Below are 18968 nucleotides of genomic sequence, written 5' to 3'. Positions count from 1 at the left end.
ACGCGCCTCCCGGCCCGGGATGCGCGTCCCACGGGCCCGACGGGCCACCGGAACCGGGCGCTACCCGAACGGGCCAACGACCGGGCCGCGGCACCCGGCGGACGCCCCACCGCCGTCAGTACACGTCGCGTACGTACCGCTTCTCCGCCGCCAGGCGCCTGACCCAGGCGGCGGCCTCGTCGGGGTCCATGGAACCGTGGGCGGCGACGATGTCCCGGAGCGCCCGGTCGACGTCCTTGGCCATGCGTCCGGCGTCCCCGCACACGTAGAAGTGCGCACCGTCCCGGAGCCACTGCCACAGGCGGGAGCCGTGCTCGCGCATCCGGTCCTGGACGTAGACCTTGTTGCGCTGGTCGCGGGAGAAGGCGAGGTCCAGGCGGTCGAGGTGGCCGGACTCCAGATACGCCTCCAGGTCCTGGCGGTGGTAGAAGTCGGTGGCCCGGCGCTGCTCGCCGAAGAAGAGCCAGTTGGGGCCGGAGTGGCCGCGCGCCTGCCGTTCCTCCAGGAAGCCGATGAAGGGCGCCACCCCGGTGCCCGGGCCGACCATGATCATGGGGGTGGACGGGTCCGCGGGCGGGCGGAAGTGCGGGGAGCGCTGCACGAACACCTGGACCGGCCCGTCGTCGGCGTGGTCGGCGAGATAGGTGGAGCAGACGCCCTTGCGGTCGCGGCCGAGACGGTTGGCCCAGCGGACCACGGAGACGGTGAGGCGGACCTCCCCGGGGTGGGCCAGCGGGCTGGAGGAGATGGAGTACAGGCGGGGCTGGAGGCGCTTGAGCGCCCCGGCCCAGTCCGCCGCCGACGCGCGGACCGGGAACTCGGCGACGACGTCGGCCGCCTGGCGGCCCCAACTCCATTTGGCGAGCGCGTCCTTGTTGTCGGGACGCAGCAGCCGCTTCAGCTCGTGGCTGTCGGTGCGTTCGGTCAAAAACCTCAGCAGATCGGTGCTGACACGGGATATGTCCAGCCGGGTGCGCAGCGCCTCCGCCAACGCGAGCGGCCTGCCGTCGCCGAGGTCGACCGGCTCGTCGGGGGCGAGTCCGGTGAGGGCCAGCCATTCCGAGGTCAGCCCCGTGCTGTTGGCGGGCCAGACGCCGAGGGCGTCCCCGGCGTCGTAGGCGAGTTCCCCGTCCCGGGTGTCGAAGGCGAACTGGCGCACCTCCTTGCCGGAACCGGGCAGGCTCAGCAGCCTGTTGCCGACCAGCAGGGTGGCGAACGGGGACGTCCTGGTGTAGCCCGCGGGTGCGGGTGCGGGTGCGGGTGCGGGTGCGGGTGCGGGTGCGGGTGCGGGTGCGGGCGTCGGAGTGGTGGAGGCGACGGGGTGCGCGGAGGTGACGGGGCGCGCGGCGCCGGGCGCGGCCGACGTGGACGCGGCCAGGGCGGTGAGCACCTGGCCGAGCCACTGCTCGGCCCGCTCCCCGAAGTCGGGTTCGCAGTCGGCGCGGGGGACGAGGCGGGTGGCCCCGAGAGCGGCGAACCGCTCGTCCAGCCGGCGGCCGTGGCCGCAGAAGTCGTCGTAGGAGGAGTCGCCCAGGGCGAGGACCGCGTACCGGACCCCCGCCAGCCGTCCCGCCTCCTCCACGGCCAGGTCCTGCCAGAACCCGGCTCCGTTGTCCGGGGCTTCGCCGTCGCCGAAGGTGCTGGTGACCAGGAGGACGTCGGTCCCGGCGGTGAGGTGCGCCGGGGTCGCGTCCGCCATGGGGAGGAGCTCTGCGGTACGGCCCGCCAGGGCCAGGCGCGCGGCGGCACCCTGCGCGATCTCCTCGGCGTTGCCGGTCTGGGAGGCCCACAGGACCACCAGACGTCGGGCCGGTCCGGCGATGCCGGAGACGGGAGCCCCCGCCGGGTCCGGTATGCCGGCCGGAGCCGTGGTGCCGGCCGGTGTGCCGGTACCGGTCGGTGCGGTGCCGGACGGTGGTGCGGTGCGGGAGAACATCCCGGCGAGGATGCCGTCGACCCAGAGGGCGTGACCGCTGTCGAAGGGCGCGTCCGGCGGCAGCACGGGAACGCCCCCTGCGGGCGGGGCGGCGGCGAGCCCGGAGAGGTAACCGGAGAGATAGCGGCGCTCCGGCTCGGCCAGCGGGGGCGGAACGAGGTCCGGCAGCCCGAGCAGGGTGGCGAGCGCCTGGACGGGGGAGTGCGCCGGGGCGGTCGCGGCGGCGACCGGTGCGGGGAGCGTGGTCACGGGTGTGGTCTCCGGTTCGGTGCTCGGGCGGCCCGCCGGGACGGGGGACGCCGTCCGGGCGAGAGTGACGGCGCAGACCTTGAACTCGGGCTGGAAGGAGAGCGGATCGACGGCGTCGTTGGTGACGGCGTTGACGCTGAGGTACTCACCGAACAGGTCGTTCCAGTGGAAGGGCGCGAACACGGTGCCCGGCCGGACCCGGTCGGTGACCACCACGGGCAGGACGGCACGCCCGCGACGGGAGGTGACCTCCAGACGGTCGCCCCCCGTGACGCCGAGGGATCGCGCGTCCTCGGGGTGGACCTCCACGAACGGTCCGGGGTTCAGCTTGGCCAGCTTGGCGACCTTGCCGGTCTTCGTCAGCGTGTGCCACTGGTGCTGCAACCGGCCCGTGTTCAGGAGGAACGGGAAGTCGTCGTCGGGGAGTTCGGCCGCCGGCAGATGAGGGCGGGCGAAGAAGCGGGCGCGTCCGCTCGCGGTGGGGAAGGCCAGACGGGGCCGGCTGCCGTCCTCCCGTACCAACAGGGTCTGGCTGACACCGTCGTTGAGGTAACGCACCGGGTTGCGGTCCGGCCCGTCCACGGCCGGAGCCGGCCACTGGACAGGGGTGGCACGCAGCCGTTCGTACGTCACCCCGCGCAGGTCCCACCCCGTCGCCGGGTTCCACGCCTGCTTGAGCTCCTCGAACACCTCCTCGGCCGAGGAGTACGCGAACCCCTCGGCGAAACCCATCGCGCGGGCCACCCGGGCGATCAACTCCCAGTCGGGCAGCGCCTGTCCGGGCGGGTCGACGACACCCTGGACGAGCGTGAGGTTCCGCTCGGAGTTGACCATGACCCCGTCGGACTCCGCCCACAGCGTCGCGGGCAGCACCACGTCCGCGTAGGCGTTGGTCTCGGTCTCGGCGAACACGTCCTGGGTGATGACGAGTTCGGCGGCCTCCAGACCGGCGATGACGGTCTTGCGGTTGGCCACCGAGGCGACCGGGTTGGTGCAGATGATCCAGCACGCCTTGATCTCACCGGCGGCCAGCTGCTCGAACATCTCCACCGTGCCGTGTCCGGCTTCCGTGCGGAGCGACCCCTCGGGGATCCGCCACAGCCTCTCGGTGAAGGCACGCTCGGCGTCGACCAGCACCGACCGCTGGCCGGGCAGCCCGGGGCCCATGTACCCCATCTCGCGCCCGCCCATGGCGTTGGGCTGCCCGGTCAGCGAGAAGGGACCGGAGCCGGGGCGGCAGACCGCGCCGGTGGCGAGGTGCAGGTTGACCAGCGCGTTGGTGTTCCACGTCCCGTGGGTCGACTGGTTCAGCCCCATGGTCCAGCAGCTCATCCACTCGCCGGCCTCACCGATCCACCGCGCGGCCAGCCGGATGTCCTCCTCCGGGATGCCCGTGATCTCGGCGACCCTGTCCGGCGGGTAGTCCGCGAGGAAGGCGGGCATCTCCTCCCAGCCCTCGGTGAACCCGGCGATGAACTCCTCGTCGGTGTGGCCGTTCGCCACCAGCAGGTGCAACAGGCCGTTCAGCAGGGCGAGATCGGTGCCGGGCCTGATCCGCAGGAAGAGGTCGGCCTTGTCGGCGGTGGCGTTGCGGCGCGGGTCCACGACGATCAGCTTGGCGCCGGACGCCTTCACCCGGTCCATCATGCGCAGGAAGAGAATGGGGTGGCAGTCGGCCATGTTGGCGCCGATGACGAAGAACGCGTCCGCGCGGTCGAAGTCCTGGTACGAGCCGGGCGGGCCGTCGGCGCCGAGCGACAGTTTGTAGCCGGTTCCGGCGGAGGCCATGCAGAGCCGGGAATTTGACTCGATCCGACTGGTGCGGACGAACCCCTTGGCCAACTTGTTCGCCAGGTACTGCGCCTCCAGGGACATCTGCCCGGAGACGTAGAAGGAGAGCGCGTCGGGGCCGTGCTCGTCCAGGATCGCCCGCAGCCGCCCCGCCACCGCGTCGACGGCCTCGTCCACGTCGGTCTCGACGGGCTCGGCACCCCGCTCGGCCCGTACCAGCGCCCTGCCCACCCGGCCGGGCGCCGCCATCATGTCCGCGCTGGTCGCCCCCTTGGTGCAGAGCCGGCCCGCGTTGGCGGGGTGCGCCTTGTCCCCGTACGCCTTGGCCACCCTGCGGCGGCCGTCGGCCGGGTTCCGTACCAGGTCGAGCACGATCCCGCAGCCGACGCCGCAGTACGAACAGACCGTACGGACGCTGCCGTCGTCCGAGCCAGATGCCACCGAACCCCCACCCCGCGGTGCGTGCCTTACCGGGCGGGACCCTACGCCGAAGGGCTGTCCTGAGGCGGTGATCCCGAGAACAGCACCGTAGGAAGGCCTAATTTCCGGACGGTGACGCGCCGGAGGCTCGGGCGGTTACTCCCCGCGCACACGCCCGGGGCGGCAGGTGTGAGGCCCGGCGTACCCGGAGGGCCCCGGTCCGGCCGCTCCACGGGCCGGACCGGGGCCGCCAGGGCCCACGCTCACCCGTGCCAGGACCGCCACAGCGCCGCGTAGGCGCCGCCCGCCGCGACCAGCTCGTCGTGACTGCCGAGTTCGCTGATCCGGCCCTCCTCCACGACCGCGATCACGTCCGCGTCGTGCGCGGTGTGCAGCCGGTGCGCGATGGCCACCACCGTGCGGCCCTCCAGCACCCGGGCCAGCGAGCGCTCCAGATGCCGGGCCGCACGCGGGTCCAGCAGCGAGGTCGCCTCGTCGAGCACCAGGGTGTGCGGATCGGCCAGCACCAGCCGCGCCAGCGCGATCTGCTGGGCCTGCGCCGGTGTCAGCGCCAGGCCGCCCGAACCCACCTCCGTGTCCAGGCCGTCCGCCAGCGCCTTCGCCCAGCCGTCCGCGTCCACCGCCGCCAGCGACGCCCACAGCTCGGCATCCCCGGCACCGCTCCGCGCCAGCAGGAGATTGTCGCGGAGCGAGCCGACGAAGACGTGGTGCTCCTGGTTGACGAGCGCGACGTGCTCGCGCACCCGCTCCGCCGGCATCCGGGACAACTCCGCGCCGCCCAGCGTCAGCTCACCCGTCCTCGGCGCGTAGATGCCCGCCAGCAGACGGCCCAGCGTGGACTTGCCCGCCCCCGACGGGCCGACCAGCGCGAGCCGGGTGCCCGGGGCCACGTTCAGCGACACCTCGTGCAGCACGTCCACCCCGGAGCGGTAGCCGAAGCGCACCTCCTCGGCCCGGACGTCCCGGCCCTCGGGCCGGACCGACGCGTCACCGGCGTCCGGCTCGATGTCGCGCACCCCCACCAGGCGCGCCAGCGACACCTGGGCCACCTGCAACTCGTCGTACCAGCGCAGGATCAGCCCCAGGGGATCGACCAGCATCTGCGCCAGCAGCGCGCCCGTCGTCAGCTGCCCCACGGTGAGCCACCCCTCCAGCACGAACCAGCCGCCCAGCATCAGCACACTGCCGAGGACCGTCACGTACGTGAGGTTGATGACCGGGAACAGCACCGAGCGCAGGAACAGCGTGTACCGCTCCCACCGGGTCCACTGCGAGACACGCAGCTCCGACAGGGCCACCCGGCGCTCCCCGAGCCGGTGGGCCTCCACGGTCCGCCCCGCGTCCACGGTCTCCGCGAGCATCGCGGCCACCGCCGCGTACCCGGCGGACTCCGAGCGGTACGCGGAGGGCGCACGCCTGAAGTACCAGCGGCAGCCGGTGAGCAGCAGCGGCAGCGCCACCAGGACGGCGAGCGCCAGCGGCGGCGCCGTCACGGTGAGCGCGCCGATCAGCAGTCCGCACCAGACCACGCCGATGGCGAGCTGCGGCACGGCCTCGCGCATGGCGTTGCCCAGCCGGTCGATGTCCGTGGTGATCCGGGAGAGCAGGTCTCCGGTGCCCGCCCGCTCCAGGACGCCCGGGGGCAGGCCCACCGCCCGTACGAGGAAGTCCTCGCGCAGGTCGGCGAGCATCTCCTCGCCGAGCATCGCGCTGCGCAGCCCCATCGTCCAGGTGAAGAACGTCTGGACCACCAGGGCGACCACGAAGACCGCCACCGTGCGTTCCAGGTGCAGGTCGGGGACCCCGTCCGCGAGGTCCTCCACCAGCCCGCCGAGCAGGTACGGCCCGACGACGGAGGCGATCACGGCGACCGCGTTGGCGGCGACGAGCACGGCGAACGCCTTGCGGTGACGCCGCAACAGGTCCCGGACGTAGGCGCGCACGGTCGCGGCCGAACCCACCGGCAGGGTGGTGGACGTCGTCGGTGCGGCGGGGTCGTACGCCGGTGGTGCGAGGCCGATCATGCCCTCTCCTCGATCTCTCCGGCTTCCCGGAGGCTGTTCAGCTCGTCGACGGCCATGTCCGTCCCGGACCCGTACGCGGACTCGTGCGCGGGCCCGGTCGGAACGCCCGCCGCCGTCTCCTCCTCGGTCTCCCGGGTGACGACGGAGCGGTAGAGCGGTTCGGTGAGCAGGAGTTCGCGGTGGTCCCCGGCCGCGACGACCGTCCCGCCGTGAACCAGCACGACCCGGTCGGCGAGGTCCAGCAGCAGGGGCGACGAGGAGAACGTCACGGTCGTCCGGCCCCGGCGCAGTTCCTTGACCCCGGCGCCGACGCGGGACTCCGTGTGCGAGTCCACGGCCGAGGTCGGCTCGTCGAGGACGAGCACATCGGGGTCGGCGACCAGCGAACGGGCCAGTGCGAGCCGCTGCCGCTGTCCGCCGGAGAGCGACCGGCCGCGCTCGGTGATGTGGGTCCCCATCGGGTCGCCGTCCGCGTCGACGGACGCCTGGGCGAGCGCGGCCAGGACGTCGGCGCACTGGGCCGCGGCCAGCGCGTCCTCGGCGCTCACCGCCCCCGACGCGGGCACGTCGAGCAACTCCCGCAAGGTGCCGGAGAGCAGCACCGGTTCCTTGTCCTGGACCAGGACGGCCGTACGCGCCCGCTCCAGCGGCAGTTCGTCCAGCGCGACACCGCCCAGCAGGACGGACGGCGGGGCCGGTGGCGGCGCGTTCCCCTCCGGCGCGCTGCCCGGCTTCCCGTCCGGCTTCTCGTCCGGCGCCGCGTCGGTCGGGGCGTGGCCGCCGAGACGTTCGGCCAGCCGTCCGGCCTCGTCGGGGTCGCCGCAGACCACCGCGGTGAGGAGGCCCTCGGGGGCCAGCAGCCCGGTGACCGGGTCGTACAGATCTCCCAAGGGGAGCGTCTCGGCGGCCGTCGCCGTCCCGGCCGCCGTCTTGCCGGTCTCCGGGACGGGGGTACGGGTGTCCCGGCGCAACGCCAGCACCCGGACCGCGCGTCGCGCGGAGGGTCGGGAGAAGGAGTAGGCCATGGCGATCTCGGTGAACTGGCGCATCGGGTACAGCAGCAGCACCGCCGAGTTGAACACGGTGACCAGCTGCCCCACCCGGATCTCGCCGTCCCGGGCGAGCCCGGCCCCGTACCCGACCAGTGCGATCAGCAGCACGCCGGGCAGCAGCACCTGGACCGCCGAGATCAGCGACCACATGCGGGCGTTGTGCACGGCCGCGCGGCGGACCTCCTGGGAGGCGCGGCGGTAGCGGTCGAGGAACAGGTCCTCGCCGCCGATGCCGCGCAGTACCCGCAGCCCGGCGACGGTGTCCGAGGCCAGCTCGGTGGCCTTGCCCGCCTTCTCCCGCTGGAGATCGGCCCGTTTGGTCGCCCGGGGCAGCAACGGCAGTACCGACAGGGCGAGTACGGGCACGGAGAGCGCCACCAGGACGCCCAGCGACGGCAGGTACACCACCAGCCCGACGCAGATCAGCACGAGGGCCGCCGCCGCGGCGGCGAACCGGGAGAGCGCCTCGACGAACCACCCGATCTTCTCGACGTCGGCGGTCGACACGGAGACCACCTCGCCCGCCGCCACCCGCCGCGTCAGGGCCGAGCCCAGCTCGGCGGTCCGCCGGGCGAGGAGCTGCTGCACCCGGGCGGCGGCGGTGATCCAGTTGGTGACGGCGGTGCGGTGGAGCATGGTGTCGCCGAGCGCGATGCCGACACCGAGGAGCAGGATCATGCCCCCGGAGAGCACGAGCCGGTCGCCGGAACGGTCGATGACGGCCTGGACCGCGAGTCCGGTCGCCAGGGGCAGCCCGGCGAGGGCCAGTTGGTGGAACAGCCCCCAGGAGAGCGCCTTGAGCTGCCCCTTGAGCTGGTTGCGGCCGATCCAGAGGAGGAAGCGCGGGCCGGACCGGACATCGGGATCGCCGGGGTCCCGGTACGGAAGATCACGAATCTGCATGAGGTTCCAAGAATCGAAAAGGACGGAGTCCACCGGCGACGGGCCACCGGCCGCCCCGCCGGCAAGAGCGGGGCAGCCCTGACCGAAGGGGTGAGGGGCAAACAGCAAGGCTTGCCTTTCCTGCCGCTCCGGGCAAATGATTTTCCGTGGATCGGTTCCTTTTCGCCTGATAGCCGAAGCGCCACAGGCCCGTGGGCCTCCCGGCCGGGCCGTGCCGGGCTCGCGTGCCCGGCACGGCCCGAACGGACCGGGCGACCCGGCGGCCTCAGGCGGTGTATGCCTGGCCGGCAGCCGTGGAGGCGGGTTGTCCGACGGCCGGTCGTACGAGGAGCCGCGCCCCCGTCGCGGCGCGGACCTCCTCCTCGGTCACGCCCTCGGCGCACTCCACGAGGACCAGCCCCTCCCCGGTCACGTCGACGACGGCCAGATCGGTGATGATCCGGTGGACCACGCGGCGGCCGGTGGCGGGCAGGGTGAGCTCTTCGACGATCTTCGGGCTGCCGTCCTTCGCGGTGTGCTCCATCACCACCAGGACGCGCCGGGCCCCGTGCACGAGGTCCATCGCCCCGCCCATGCCCTTCACCATCCTGCCGGGGACCGTCCAGTTGGCCAGGTCGCCCCGGGCGGAGACCTGCATGCCGCCCAGCACGGAGACGTCGATGCGGCCCGCGCGGATCATGCCGAAGGAGAGCGCCGAGTCGAAGTAGGCGGCGCCCGGCAGCACGGTCACCGTCTCCTTGCCCGCGTTGATCAGATCCGGATCCTCGTCCCCGGCGACCGGGTACGGCCCCACACCGAGGATTCCGTTCTCGGAGTGCAGCACCACGTGCACGCCGTCCGGGAGGTGGCCGGGTATCAGGGTGGGCAGGCCGATGCCCAGGTTCACGTAACTCCCGTCGGGGAGTTCGCGGGCCGCGCGGGCGGCGAGCTGGTCGCGGTCGAGAGGCATCGTCAGTTCTCCGTCCCCGCCGGGGTGGCGGACTTCGTGATGGTCGGGCCGGTGACGGCGGAAGACTGTGGGGCGACGGGTGCGGCGGCCTCGGCGGGGACGCGGACCGTACGGCGTTCGACGCGGCGGTCCTCCGGATCGGCGGCGACCACCTGGTCCACGAAGACGCCCGGCAGGTGCACCGCACCGGGATCCAGCTCGCCCGCCTCCACGATGCGTTCGGCCTCGACCAGGGTGACCCGGCCGGCCATGGCGACGAGCGGGTTGAAGTTCGCGGCGGCAGCGTGGAAGACGCAGTTGCCGTGGCGGTCGGCCACCGCGGCGCGCACCAGGGAGACATCGGCGGTGATCGCCTCCTCCAGCAGGTAGCGCCCGCCGCCGAACTCCCTCACCTCCTTGGGCGGCGAGGCCACCGCGACCGTGCCGTCGGCCGCGTACCGCCAGGGCAGGCCGCCCTCCTCCACCTGCGTGCCGACGCCGGCCGGGGTGAAGAACGCGGGGATGCCCGCCCCGCCCGCGCGCAGCCGCTCCGCGAGGGTGCCCTGCGGGGTGAGCTCCACCTCCAGCTCCCCGGACAGGTACTGGCGGGCGAACTCCTTGTTCTCCCCGACGTACGACGAGGTCATCCGCACGATGCGGCCCGCCCGCAGCAGGAGGCCGAGGCCCCAGTCGTCGAGCCCGCAGTTGTTGGAGACGACCCGCAGGCCGCCGGTCCCGGCCCGCACGAGCGCGGCGATCAGCGCGGAGGGGATGCCGCACACGCCGAAGCCGCCGACGGCGAGCGACGCGCCGTCGGGAATGCCGGCCACCGCCTGCTCGGCGGAGTCCACCACCTTGTCCATGTCCTTGTGCCTGCTTTCCATGAGGGAGGGAGAGGGGGAGAGGGGTCCGGTGCGGCGTCGGCGCCGGCGCGCTGCACGTGAGCGGGGGACGGCCACGCGGCGGACCGTCGGCCCGGTCGGTCCGGCCGGGGCGCCGGACACCGGGCGGGAGCCGGGCGGCGGGGAACGCCGTGCCCGGGGCCACCCGCCGTTCACGATCGCCGTCTCCGGGACGGAGCCGCCATGTGGGCCGGCCACATGAGTGGGGCCACAGGTGCGGTGCACGGCACCATGTCGGCGCCGGTGGGCAACTTTTACCGTCCCAACCGTCAGAAAACCGCGCCGCCACCGCCGTCCGCGCAGAAGTGCCCCGCCGGAGTGCCCCGCAGGAGGGAGCACGACCGGGACCGGACCGGTGCGGCCCCACTTCCCCAGGAGCCGGTCCCATGCCTGCCACCCCAGCCCGCCCCCGCCGCACCCGAACCCTCACCGCGGTCGCCGTCCTCGCGGTGTCCGCCCTCCTCGCCTCGGGCTGCGCCCGGGCGGGAACGGCCGGCTCCGGCACGTCGGACTCCGGCGGCTCCAAGACCGTCGGCGTCGGCCTCGTCTACTCCAAGACCGGTCCGCTCGCCGCCTACGGCAAGCAGTACATCGAGGGCTTCAGAGCCGGACTGGAGTACGCCACCAAGGGCACCGGCAAGGCCGGGGGCCGCACCATCGAGGTGACCGAACGCGACGACGCGGGCGACGCCTCCAAGGCGGTCGCCGCGGCCAAGGACCTCATTGGCAAGGGCACGAAGATCATCGCCGGCTCCACCGACTCCGGCATCGCCCTCCAGATGGCCCCGCTGGCAGCCCAGAACAAGGTGCTGTTCATCGACGGCCCCGCCGCCACCGACGCCGTCACCGGCATCAACACGTACACCTTCCGGTCGGGTCGCCAGTCGTACCAGGACACCCTGACCGCGGCGGCGATGCTCGGCGACGCCAAGGGCAAGAAGGTCACCGTCCTCGCACAGGACTCCACCTTCGGCCAGGCCAACGTCGCCGCCGTCAAGGCCGTCCTCGGCGGCGAGGGCGCCCAGGTGTCGTCGGTGCTCGCGCCTCCGAGCGCCACCGACCTGACCCCCTTCGCCCGGCAGGTCGAGTCCGCCGGGCCCGACCTGGTCTTCGTCGCCTGGGCGGGCGCGACCGCACCCGCCCTGTGGACCGCGCTCGACCAGCAGGGCGTCCTCGCCTCCTCCACCGTCACCACCGGTCTCGCGGGCACCGCCTCGTACCCCGTCTTCGGCACCGGCGGCGAGAAGATCACCTTCCTCGCGCACTACTTCGCCGGAGCGGCGGGCACCGAGGCCGAGAAGGCCATGACCGCCTCGGTCGAGAAGGCCGGCGGCACCCCCGACCTGTTCACCCCCGACGGATTCAGCGCCGCGCAGATGATCGTGCGCGCCGTCGAGGAGGGCGGCGACGACGTGGACGCCATGGTGAAGGCCCTGGAGGGGTGGACGTTCGAAGGCGTCAAGGGCGAGCAGCGGATCCGCGCCGAGGACCACGCCCTGCTCCAGCCGATGTTCCAGGCCAAGCTCAAGGGCAGCGGCGCGACCGCGGTTCCCGAGCTGATCAAGAAGCTCCCGATGGGCGACGTGGTTCCCCCCGTCAAGCCGCTGGCGGGCTGATCCATGACCGCAGCACCCCTGAGCGCCGGGCGGGGGCCGGACGGGACCGCGACCGGTGCCCCCGTCCTCTGCCTGGAGTCCGTCGGCTGGACCGTCGGCGGCGCGACCATCCTCCAGGACGTCTCCCTCGACGTCCGCGAGGGCGAGTTCCTCGCCTTCATCGGCCCCAACGGGGCGGGGAAGACCTCGCTGTTCAACCTCGTCAGCGGCCTCGTCCCGGCGACCGCCGGCCGTGTCCTGCTCGACGGGACCGACATCACGGCCGAGGCCCCGCACGCCCGGGCACGGCGCGGACTCGGCCGCACCTTCCAGACATCGAGCCTGTGGCCCGCGATGAGCGTCGCCGAGCACGTCCGGCTCGCCGCCCAGGCCGCGGCCGGAGGCTCGTACCACCTCTGGCGGCGGGCCTCCCGCTACCGGGCGCAGGTCGACGGGGTGCTGGCCCGGACCGGTCTGGAACACCGGGCGGACGTCCTCGCCGGCTCCCTCTCGCACGGGGAGAAGCGGAAGCTGGAGCTCGCTGTCCTGCTGGTCGGTGAGCCCCGGCTGATGCTCCTCGACGAACCGATGGCGGGCGTCAGCGCCGAAGAGGTCCCCGCCCTGACCGAGCTGATCCGCGGCCTGCACCGGGACGAGGGCCGCACCGTACTCATGGTGGAGCACCACATGGACGTCCTGCTGGGCCTGGCCGACCGGCTCGCCGTGATGCACCACGGCAGCCTCCTCGCGCTGGACACCCCCGAAGCCGTGACCGCCGACGCCACCGTGCAGCAGGCCTACCTGGGCGCGGCCCTGTGAGCGCGGCCCGACCCGCCCCGGGCAGTGGACCGCTGCTCTCCGTGCGCGGCCTGCGGGTGCTGATCGGCGGCCGGCACATCCTGCACGGCGTCGACCTCGACGTCGCGGACCGGGGCGTCACCGCCCTGCTCGGCCGCAACGGCGCGGGCAAGACCACCACCGTGCGCGCCGTGCTCGGCCTGGTGCCGCGCACCGGCAGCGTGCTGCTGGACGGGGACGAGACCGTGGGCCTGCCGACGCACACCCTGGTGCGCCGCGGCATCGGCTACGCCCCCGAGGACCGGGGGGTGTTCGCCGGGCTGACCGTCGCGGAGAACCTCCGGCTGGCCGAACGTCCGGGCGGCGAACCGGACTACCCGCTCGTCCACGAACTCTTCCCCGAACTCCTGCTTCGGTCGAAGCAGTTGGCCGGCACGCTCTCCGGGGGCCAGCAGCAGATGGTGGCCATCGGCCGCACCCTGCTCAACAGCAACCGGCTGATCATCGCCGACGAGCCGACCAAGGGCCTCGCGCCGAAGGTCGTCACCGAGGTCACCGAGGTCCTGGAGCGCGCCGCCGAAGCCGTCCCCGTGCTGCTCGTCGAGCAGAATCTCGCCATGGTCCGCCGGCTCGCCGCGCACTGCACGGTGCTCGCGGACGGCCGTACCGCCCACCAGGGACCCGCCGCCGGACTGCTCGGCGACCCGGAGGCCACCCGCCGCCTGCTGGGCGTCGGCCGCGCGCCCACGCCCGCCACCCCGACCGCCGCATCCGCCGGGGCCGCCGCGTCCGCGCCGGTGCGGCCCGACCGTTCGGAGGCCGACGCCTGATGGACACCGTCGTCCTGCTCACCCTGACCGGCCTCGGCCTGGGCGCGCTCTACTTCCTCGTCGCCTCCGGGCTCTCGCTGATCTTCGGCCTGATGGACGTGCTGAACTTCGCCCATGGCGCGCTGCTGTCGATCGGCGCCTACGCGACCTGGTGGGCCGCCTCCGGCAACCTCCCCGGCGCCGGTCCCGGCGGATTCGGCTTCGTATGGGCCGTCGTGTTCGGTGTCCTCGTCGGAACCCTCGCGGCGATCGTGCTCGAACTCGTCGTCGTACGGCCCCTCTACACCCGCCCGCGCGAACAGGTCCTCGCCACGGTCGGCGTCTCGCTGGCCGTGCCCGCCCTGCTCTCCGGCATCTGGGGCACCGACCCGCTGACCTTCCCCGGACCCGACGCGCTCAAGGACACCATCGGCGTGCTCGGCGCGAACGTCCCCGCCAACCGGCTGCTCCTGATCGCCGCCGCCGTACTCGTCTGGGCGGGCCTCAAACTCTTCCTCGACCGCACCCGGCACGGGCTGGTGGTCCGCGCGGGCGTCGAGGACCGGGCGATGGTCACGGCGCTCGGTATCGACGTCCGCAAGGCGTTCACCCTCGTCTTCGCCATCGGCGGGGCCGCCGCCGCGCTCGGCGGCGCGCTGGGCGGCCTCTACTTCGGTTCCGTCGACCCCCGCCAGGGCACCTCGCTGCTGATCTTCGCCTTCGTGGTCGTCGTCACCGGCGGCATGGGCTCCGTGTCCGGCGCGGCCGTCGCGTCCGTCGCCATCGGACTCATCCAGCAGTTCGCCAACTACTACACCACCGCCGGCCTCGGCGACCTCGCGGTCGTCGTGCTGCTCGCCGCCCTGCTGCTGGTGCGCCCGCGCGGTCTCACCGGGAGGCTCGCATGAGCACCGTCACCGCCACGGAAAGCGCCCCGGCCCGCCGCCTGCTGCGCTGGTGGCCCGCCGGACTCTTCGTCCTGCTCTTCCTCCTGCCCTACGGCACCGTCGACGTCCCCGGGCTGCTCGACGGGCCGGTCGGCAGCGCGGGAAGCCTCCAACTCATCGCACTCTGCCTCCTGTTCGGCGCCCTCGCCACCGGCTACGACCTGCTGCTCGGCCGCACCGGACTGCTCTCCTTCGGCCACGCGCTGTACTTCGCGGCAGGGAGCTACGCCACCAACACGATGATGCAGGAGGCCGGACTCTCCTTCGGGCTCTCCGTGGTGCTCGGCCTGGTCTTCGGCCTCGTCCTCTCCGTGCTGCTGGGCTCGGTCAGCCTGCGGGTCACCGGCATCGGCTTCTCGATGGTGACGCTCGCGTTCGCCCAGGCCGGCTCGATCGTGGTCTCCCGCGACCCGGGCGGCCTCACGGGCGGCGAGGAGGGCCGCGCGGTCGCCGCCGACGCCCTGCCCGCCCCACTCGTCGGAATCCAGAACACCGCCAACCTGTACTGGATCACCCTCGCCTTCCTCGGCCTCACCCTCGTCGTCGTGCACTGGACCACCCACTCCCCGACGGGCCGGGTCTGGGAGGGCATCAAGGAGAACGAACGCCGGGTCGAGGTGCTGGGCCTGCGCCCGTACGGATTCAAGCTGGTCGCCTTCACCGTGGCGGGCGGCCTGGCCGCACTCGGCGGCATCGTGCACCTGCTCCTGACCGGCGGCTCGACCCCGCACACCACCAGCTCCGAATTCACCCTGTCGCTGCTGGTCATGGTCGTCCTCGGCGGCTCCGGCACCCGCTGGGGCCCGATGCTCGGCGGCATCCTCTACACCTGGGCCGACCACCGCCTCGGCGACGTGGCGAACTCCGCCGCCGTCGCCGATCTGCCCGCCGTCCTGCGGGTGCCGCTCAGCCAGCCGCTGTTCCTGCTCGGCGTCCTCTTCGTGATCGTCGTCAACGTCCTGCCCGGCGGCCTCGCCGCACTGCCCGGCCGGGTCCGCGCCGCACGCACCGCCCGACGCGGCGCGGGCGGCGACGGCCCGGGCGGCGACGACCGGGCGCCCGGCGCCCGCAGTCCGGTGGGTGATCGGACCGGACCGCACCCCGGCGGCCCGGACACCAAAAACGCCCCCGGCGGGTCCGCCGTCCGGCAGAGTACGGATCCGGGGGCGTCCGCCGGGGCGGCCCCCGACCCCGCAGGTCACGCCGAAGCTGCCCCCGACCCCGCCGGTCACGCCGAAGCTGCCGGCCCGAAAGAGAGGAACCTGTCGTGACCCCCGCCGAAACGGCGCCTGCCGCCCCACCCGCCGGACCCGGCCCGCTGCCCCACGACGAGCTGCGCGTCCCGGTCGACGGCGGTGACCTCGCGGTCCTGCGCTGGCCCGCCTCCCACCCGCAGGCCCCCACGGTGCTGGCCCTGCACGGCATCACCGCCAACGGCCTCTCCTGGGGCGCGGTCGCCCGCCACCTCGCGGGCCGCGCCACCCTCGTCGCCCCCGACCTGCGTGGCCGCGCGGGCAGCGCGCACCTGCCGGGGCCGTACGGCATAGCCGCCCACGCCGACGACGCCGCCGCCGTCGCGAAGGCCCTCGCACCCGACCGGCCGGTGCTCGCGGGGCACTCCATGGGCGCCTTCACCGCCGCCCTCGCCGCGGTGCGCCATCCGGGGCTGTTCGGCCCGCTGCTCCTGGTGGACGGCGGGGTCGGCTTCCCCGCCCCCACCCACCTCTCCCCGGACGAACTGATGACCGCCGTCATCGGGCCGGCCATGGACCGGCTGACCATGACGTTCCCTGATCGTGCCGCCTACCGGGCGTTCTGGCAGGGGCACCCCGCGTTCGCGGACCGGTGGACGCCCGAGGTCGACGCGTACATCCAGCGCGACCTGACGGGCCACGAGCCGGAACTGCGGTCCTCCTGCCGCCTGGAGGCCGTCCGCACCGACGGCGTCGGACTGTTCGACGCGGACGTGCTGGCCGCCGTCCGCCATCTGCCCGGCCCCGCCACCCTGCTCTGGGCGGACCGCGGCCTGATGGACGAACCCCAGGGGCTCTACGACCAGGACCGCCTGGCCGCCGCCGCGCTGGAGGGCACCGGACTCACCACCCTGCGCGCACCGGACACCAACCACTACACGGTGCTGACGGGCGAGGCGGGCGCGGCACGCGTCGCGCAGCTGCTGCTGGACGCGGCGGGCCGCGACGGCACGGGCTCCGCCTGATCCGCCGTACGCCTCCGGGGGCAGGTGCTCCCGGAGGGCCCGGGTTCCCCGAAGGACCCGGGCCCCGGAAGGGCCCGGCCTCCGCGGCGGGAGCTTCTGCCCTCTCGCTCCTCACTTGCTCAACCGCGCCAGCCGGACCGCGAGTTGCAGCTCCAGCGCGCGGTCCGGGTGGTTCCAGTCCGCGCCGAGGAGCGCTTCGACGCGGTCGAGGCGCTGCACGACCGTGTTGACGTGGACGTGCAGCGCGTCCTTGGCGCGGGTCAGACTGCCGCCCGCGCCGAAGTAGGCGGCGAGCGTCCGGACGAGTTCGGTGCCGCGCCGGGCGTCGTAGTCGAGCAGCGGGCCGAGCGTGCTTCGCACGAACCCGCCGACGTCCTTCGCGTCCCCCAGCAGCACCCCGAGGAAGCCGAGTTGACGCGCGGACGCCCCCTCGCCCTGCCGGCCCAGCACGTGCAGGGCGCGCAGACAGCGCACCGCCTCCCCGTGCGCCGACGCGAGGGCGGTCGGCCCCGAGGCCGGCCCGGCCGCGGCGACCGTGACCGGCGCCCCCGTGAGATGGCCGAGCTGGACGGCCGCGCCGCGCGCCGCCTGCTCCGGGGTCTGCCGCCCGTCGGCGGTCACCAGCAGCACCACCGCCCCGGCGTGGTCGGCGCTCGCGCTCCCGCCCGGCGAGCCGAACAGATGGCGGGCGACGGCCGAACCGAGGCGGTCGCGGGCTTCCGGCACGGTGTCGGCGACCAGCACCAGGTGCGGCTGGTCCAGGTCCACGCCCAGTCGCCGGCCCCGTTCGGCCAGCAGCGCCGGATCGCGGCCCGCGTCGGTCAGCAGGTCGGTGACGAGTTCGCCCCGCACCCGGTTCTCCGTCTCGGCGACGGTGCGCCGCAGCAGCATGAGCAGACCGGTCACGACCCCGGCGCGTTCGAACATCCGCCGGTCGGAGTCCTCCAGCGCCTCCCGCCGGTGCAGCACCATGATGGCCAGCAGCTCCTGACCCGCCAGGACCGCGCAGATCCACCGCCCCGAACGGGCCACCGCCCGGGCCGCCGTACGCGACTCCTCGGCCGCGTCGACCAGCCACCCCGCGTCCACCGAGTCGGCGGCGAAGGGACCGCCGTCCTGCCGGACCGCCGCGAGCGGGCGGCCCGCCGGATCGTGGACGGTGAGCGCCCCGTCGAGCAGTCCCGCCACGGCGGCGGCCACGTCCCGGACGTCCCCGCCGCGCAGCACGAGGTCGGTGAGCCGGTCGTGCGCCTCCTCGGCTCGCTGCACGGCGGCCGAGTGGGCCCGCACCAACGCGTTCACCTCGGCGAGTTCGGCGAGCGCGGCACGGGTGTCGTGCAGGGCCCGGGCCGTGTCGATCGCGATGGCGGCGTGCGCGGCCAGGGAGGAGAGCAGCGCCACCTCCTCGGGGCTGAACGCCCGTGGCGTACGGTCGGCGGCGAACAGCACGCCGATCACCTTGCGGTCCTCGCCGTGCACCGAACCGAGCAGCAGCGGCACGCCGAGAATGGCGACCAGGCCCTCCTCGAACACCCCCGCGTTGATGGTGCGGGTGTGCCGGAACCGGTCGTCGGTGCGGTAGTCCGGGGTCGCGTACGGACGGGTGGTCTGCGCGACGAGACCGCCGAGCCCTTCCCCGAGTTCGAGCCGGAGGTTCTGGAAGACCGGTGACACGGACCCGTCCGTGACCCGCATGTAGGTGTCCCCGGCCTCCTCGTCCGGCAGGGTCAGATAGGCCGTGTCGGTGCCGAGCAGCATCCTGGCCCGACGGACGATCGCCCGCAGCACCTCGTCGAGGTCGTGGGAGGCGGCCAGGTCGCCCGCCGTGTCGAAGAGGGCGGTCAGTTCGAGCTCCCGGCGGCGGTGTGCGCGCAGCGAACCGCGCACCCGCAGCGCCGTGGCCACCGCCCGCTCGGTCTCCGCCAGGTCGGCGCCGCGGACGCCTGTCCGCCGCGCCTCCCCGGTGACGGCGCCCAGTGCCTCGGCGGGCGCGTCGTCGGCCAGCATTTCCAGCAGCCGCCGCAGATGGGGGGCGGCCGACGGTTCCGCCTTCCCATCCGGCGCGGTCGACGGTTCCGCCGTCCCACCCGGCGCGGGCGACGGGACGGCGCCCGGGCGCGGGGGAGAAGGGGCGTCCTCGCGCCGTGGCGCACCGCCTGCTGCCGTGCTGGTGTCCATCTCGGTCTCCCTGCTGTTCCCCCCGCCCTTCGTGCCGGTCACCGGGCCGCGGCGGAACCGGCGCGGCCCGCGGAGGGGAAGGGGCGGGGCCGCGCCGGTCGGGTGCGCGTCCCATGATGCGGACACCCTGCCAGCCCGTGCCGTCCGCGTCACCCCCTGCGAACTGGCCTTTCACCGACGGCCGCTCGCGTGCGGCG

At 74.0% G+C, this 18968-nt stretch carries 11 protein-coding genes and 1 pseudogene; 6 read left to right on the top strand and 6 right to left on the bottom strand.

The window, feature by feature from the left end; translation table 11 throughout:
* Window positions 1-115 precede the first annotated feature (115 nt).
* The 5 genes from ACFWEE_RS06700 to ACFWEE_RS06680 form a co-directional block, all read right to left on the bottom strand.
* Complete coding sequence (locus ACFWEE_RS06700) at window positions 116-4417, bottom strand: molybdopterin-dependent oxidoreductase (RefSeq protein WP_386886974.1); 4302 nt, start codon at window positions 4415-4417, stop codon at window positions 116-118.
* A gap of 242 nt (window positions 4418-4659) precedes the next feature.
* Window positions 4660-6441, bottom strand: a complete 1782-nt coding sequence (locus ACFWEE_RS06695) for an ABC transporter ATP-binding protein (RefSeq protein ID WP_386886972.1) — start codon at window positions 6439-6441, stop codon at window positions 4660-4662.
* Complete coding sequence (locus ACFWEE_RS06690) at window positions 6438-8396, bottom strand: ABC transporter transmembrane domain-containing protein (RefSeq protein WP_386886971.1); 1959 nt, start codon at window positions 8394-8396, stop codon at window positions 6438-6440. The genes ACFWEE_RS06695 and ACFWEE_RS06690 overlap by 4 nt, the downstream gene beginning before the upstream one ends.
* 265 nt (window positions 8397-8661) lie before the next feature.
* Window positions 8662-9345 carry a CoA transferase subunit B gene (locus ACFWEE_RS06685; protein ID WP_386886969.1) on the bottom strand — a complete coding sequence of 228 codons (684 nt, stop codon included), beginning with the start codon at window positions 9343-9345 and terminating at the stop codon, window positions 8662-8664.
* A gap of 2 nt (window positions 9346-9347) precedes the next feature.
* Window positions 9348-10187, bottom strand: coding sequence for a CoA transferase subunit A (locus tag ACFWEE_RS06680; RefSeq protein WP_386887021.1), 840 nt, complete (start codon window positions 10185-10187; stop codon window positions 9348-9350).
* A gap of 425 nt (window positions 10188-10612) precedes the next feature.
* Here ACFWEE_RS06680 and ACFWEE_RS06675 point away from each other — a divergent pair, with 425 nt between their 5' ends.
* The 6 genes and pseudogenes from ACFWEE_RS06675 to ACFWEE_RS06650 all read left to right on the top strand — a co-directional run bounded on the left by ACFWEE_RS06675 (window position 10613) and on the right by ACFWEE_RS06650 (window position 16593).
* Window positions 10613-11842 (top strand): substrate-binding domain-containing protein, encoded by a 1230-nt coding sequence (locus tag ACFWEE_RS06675; RefSeq protein WP_386886968.1) that lies wholly within the window; start codon window positions 10613-10615, stop codon window positions 11840-11842.
* Between the two features lie 3 nt (window positions 11843-11845).
* On the top strand, window positions 11846-12640 hold the full coding sequence (locus ACFWEE_RS06670) for an ABC transporter ATP-binding protein (RefSeq protein ID WP_386886966.1): 795 nt from the start codon (window positions 11846-11848) through the stop codon (window positions 12638-12640).
* Window positions 12637-13449 carry an ABC transporter ATP-binding protein gene (locus ACFWEE_RS06665; RefSeq protein ID WP_386886964.1) on the top strand — a complete coding sequence of 271 codons (813 nt, stop codon included), beginning with the start codon at window positions 12637-12639 and terminating at the stop codon, window positions 13447-13449. Before ACFWEE_RS06670 ends, ACFWEE_RS06665 begins: the two co-directional genes overlap by 4 nt.
* Window positions 13449-14336, top strand: a complete 888-nt coding sequence (locus ACFWEE_RS06660) for a branched-chain amino acid ABC transporter permease (RefSeq protein WP_386886962.1) — start codon at window positions 13449-13451, stop codon at window positions 14334-14336. The genes ACFWEE_RS06665 and ACFWEE_RS06660 overlap by 1 nt, the downstream gene beginning before the upstream one ends.
* Window positions 14333-15394, top strand: a pseudogene (locus ACFWEE_RS06655) (branched-chain amino acid ABC transporter permease); the annotation flags it as partial. The gene ACFWEE_RS06660 and the pseudogene ACFWEE_RS06655, both read left to right, overlap by 4 nt.
* Before the next feature lie 248 nt (window positions 15395-15642).
* Window positions 15643-16593, top strand: coding sequence for an alpha/beta fold hydrolase (locus ACFWEE_RS06650; RefSeq protein WP_386886960.1), 951 nt, complete (start codon window positions 15643-15645; stop codon window positions 16591-16593).
* Between the two features lie 111 nt (window positions 16594-16704).
* Here ACFWEE_RS06650 and ACFWEE_RS06645 read toward each other — a convergent pair whose 3' ends face one another.
* Window positions 16705-18600 (bottom strand): helix-turn-helix domain-containing protein, encoded by a 1896-nt coding sequence (locus ACFWEE_RS06645; RefSeq protein WP_386887019.1) that lies wholly within the window; start codon window positions 18598-18600, stop codon window positions 16705-16707.
* Window positions 18601-18968: the final 368 nt, after the last annotated feature.

This window comes from Streptomyces sp. NPDC060184 (assembly GCF_042728795.1).
In the GTDB taxonomy this organism is placed as follows: domain Bacteria; phylum Actinomycetota; class Actinomycetes; order Streptomycetales; family Streptomycetaceae; genus Streptomyces.
The sequence above is the reverse complement of the archived record's forward strand: the minus strand, read 5'-3'. Positions and strand labels throughout refer to the sequence as shown.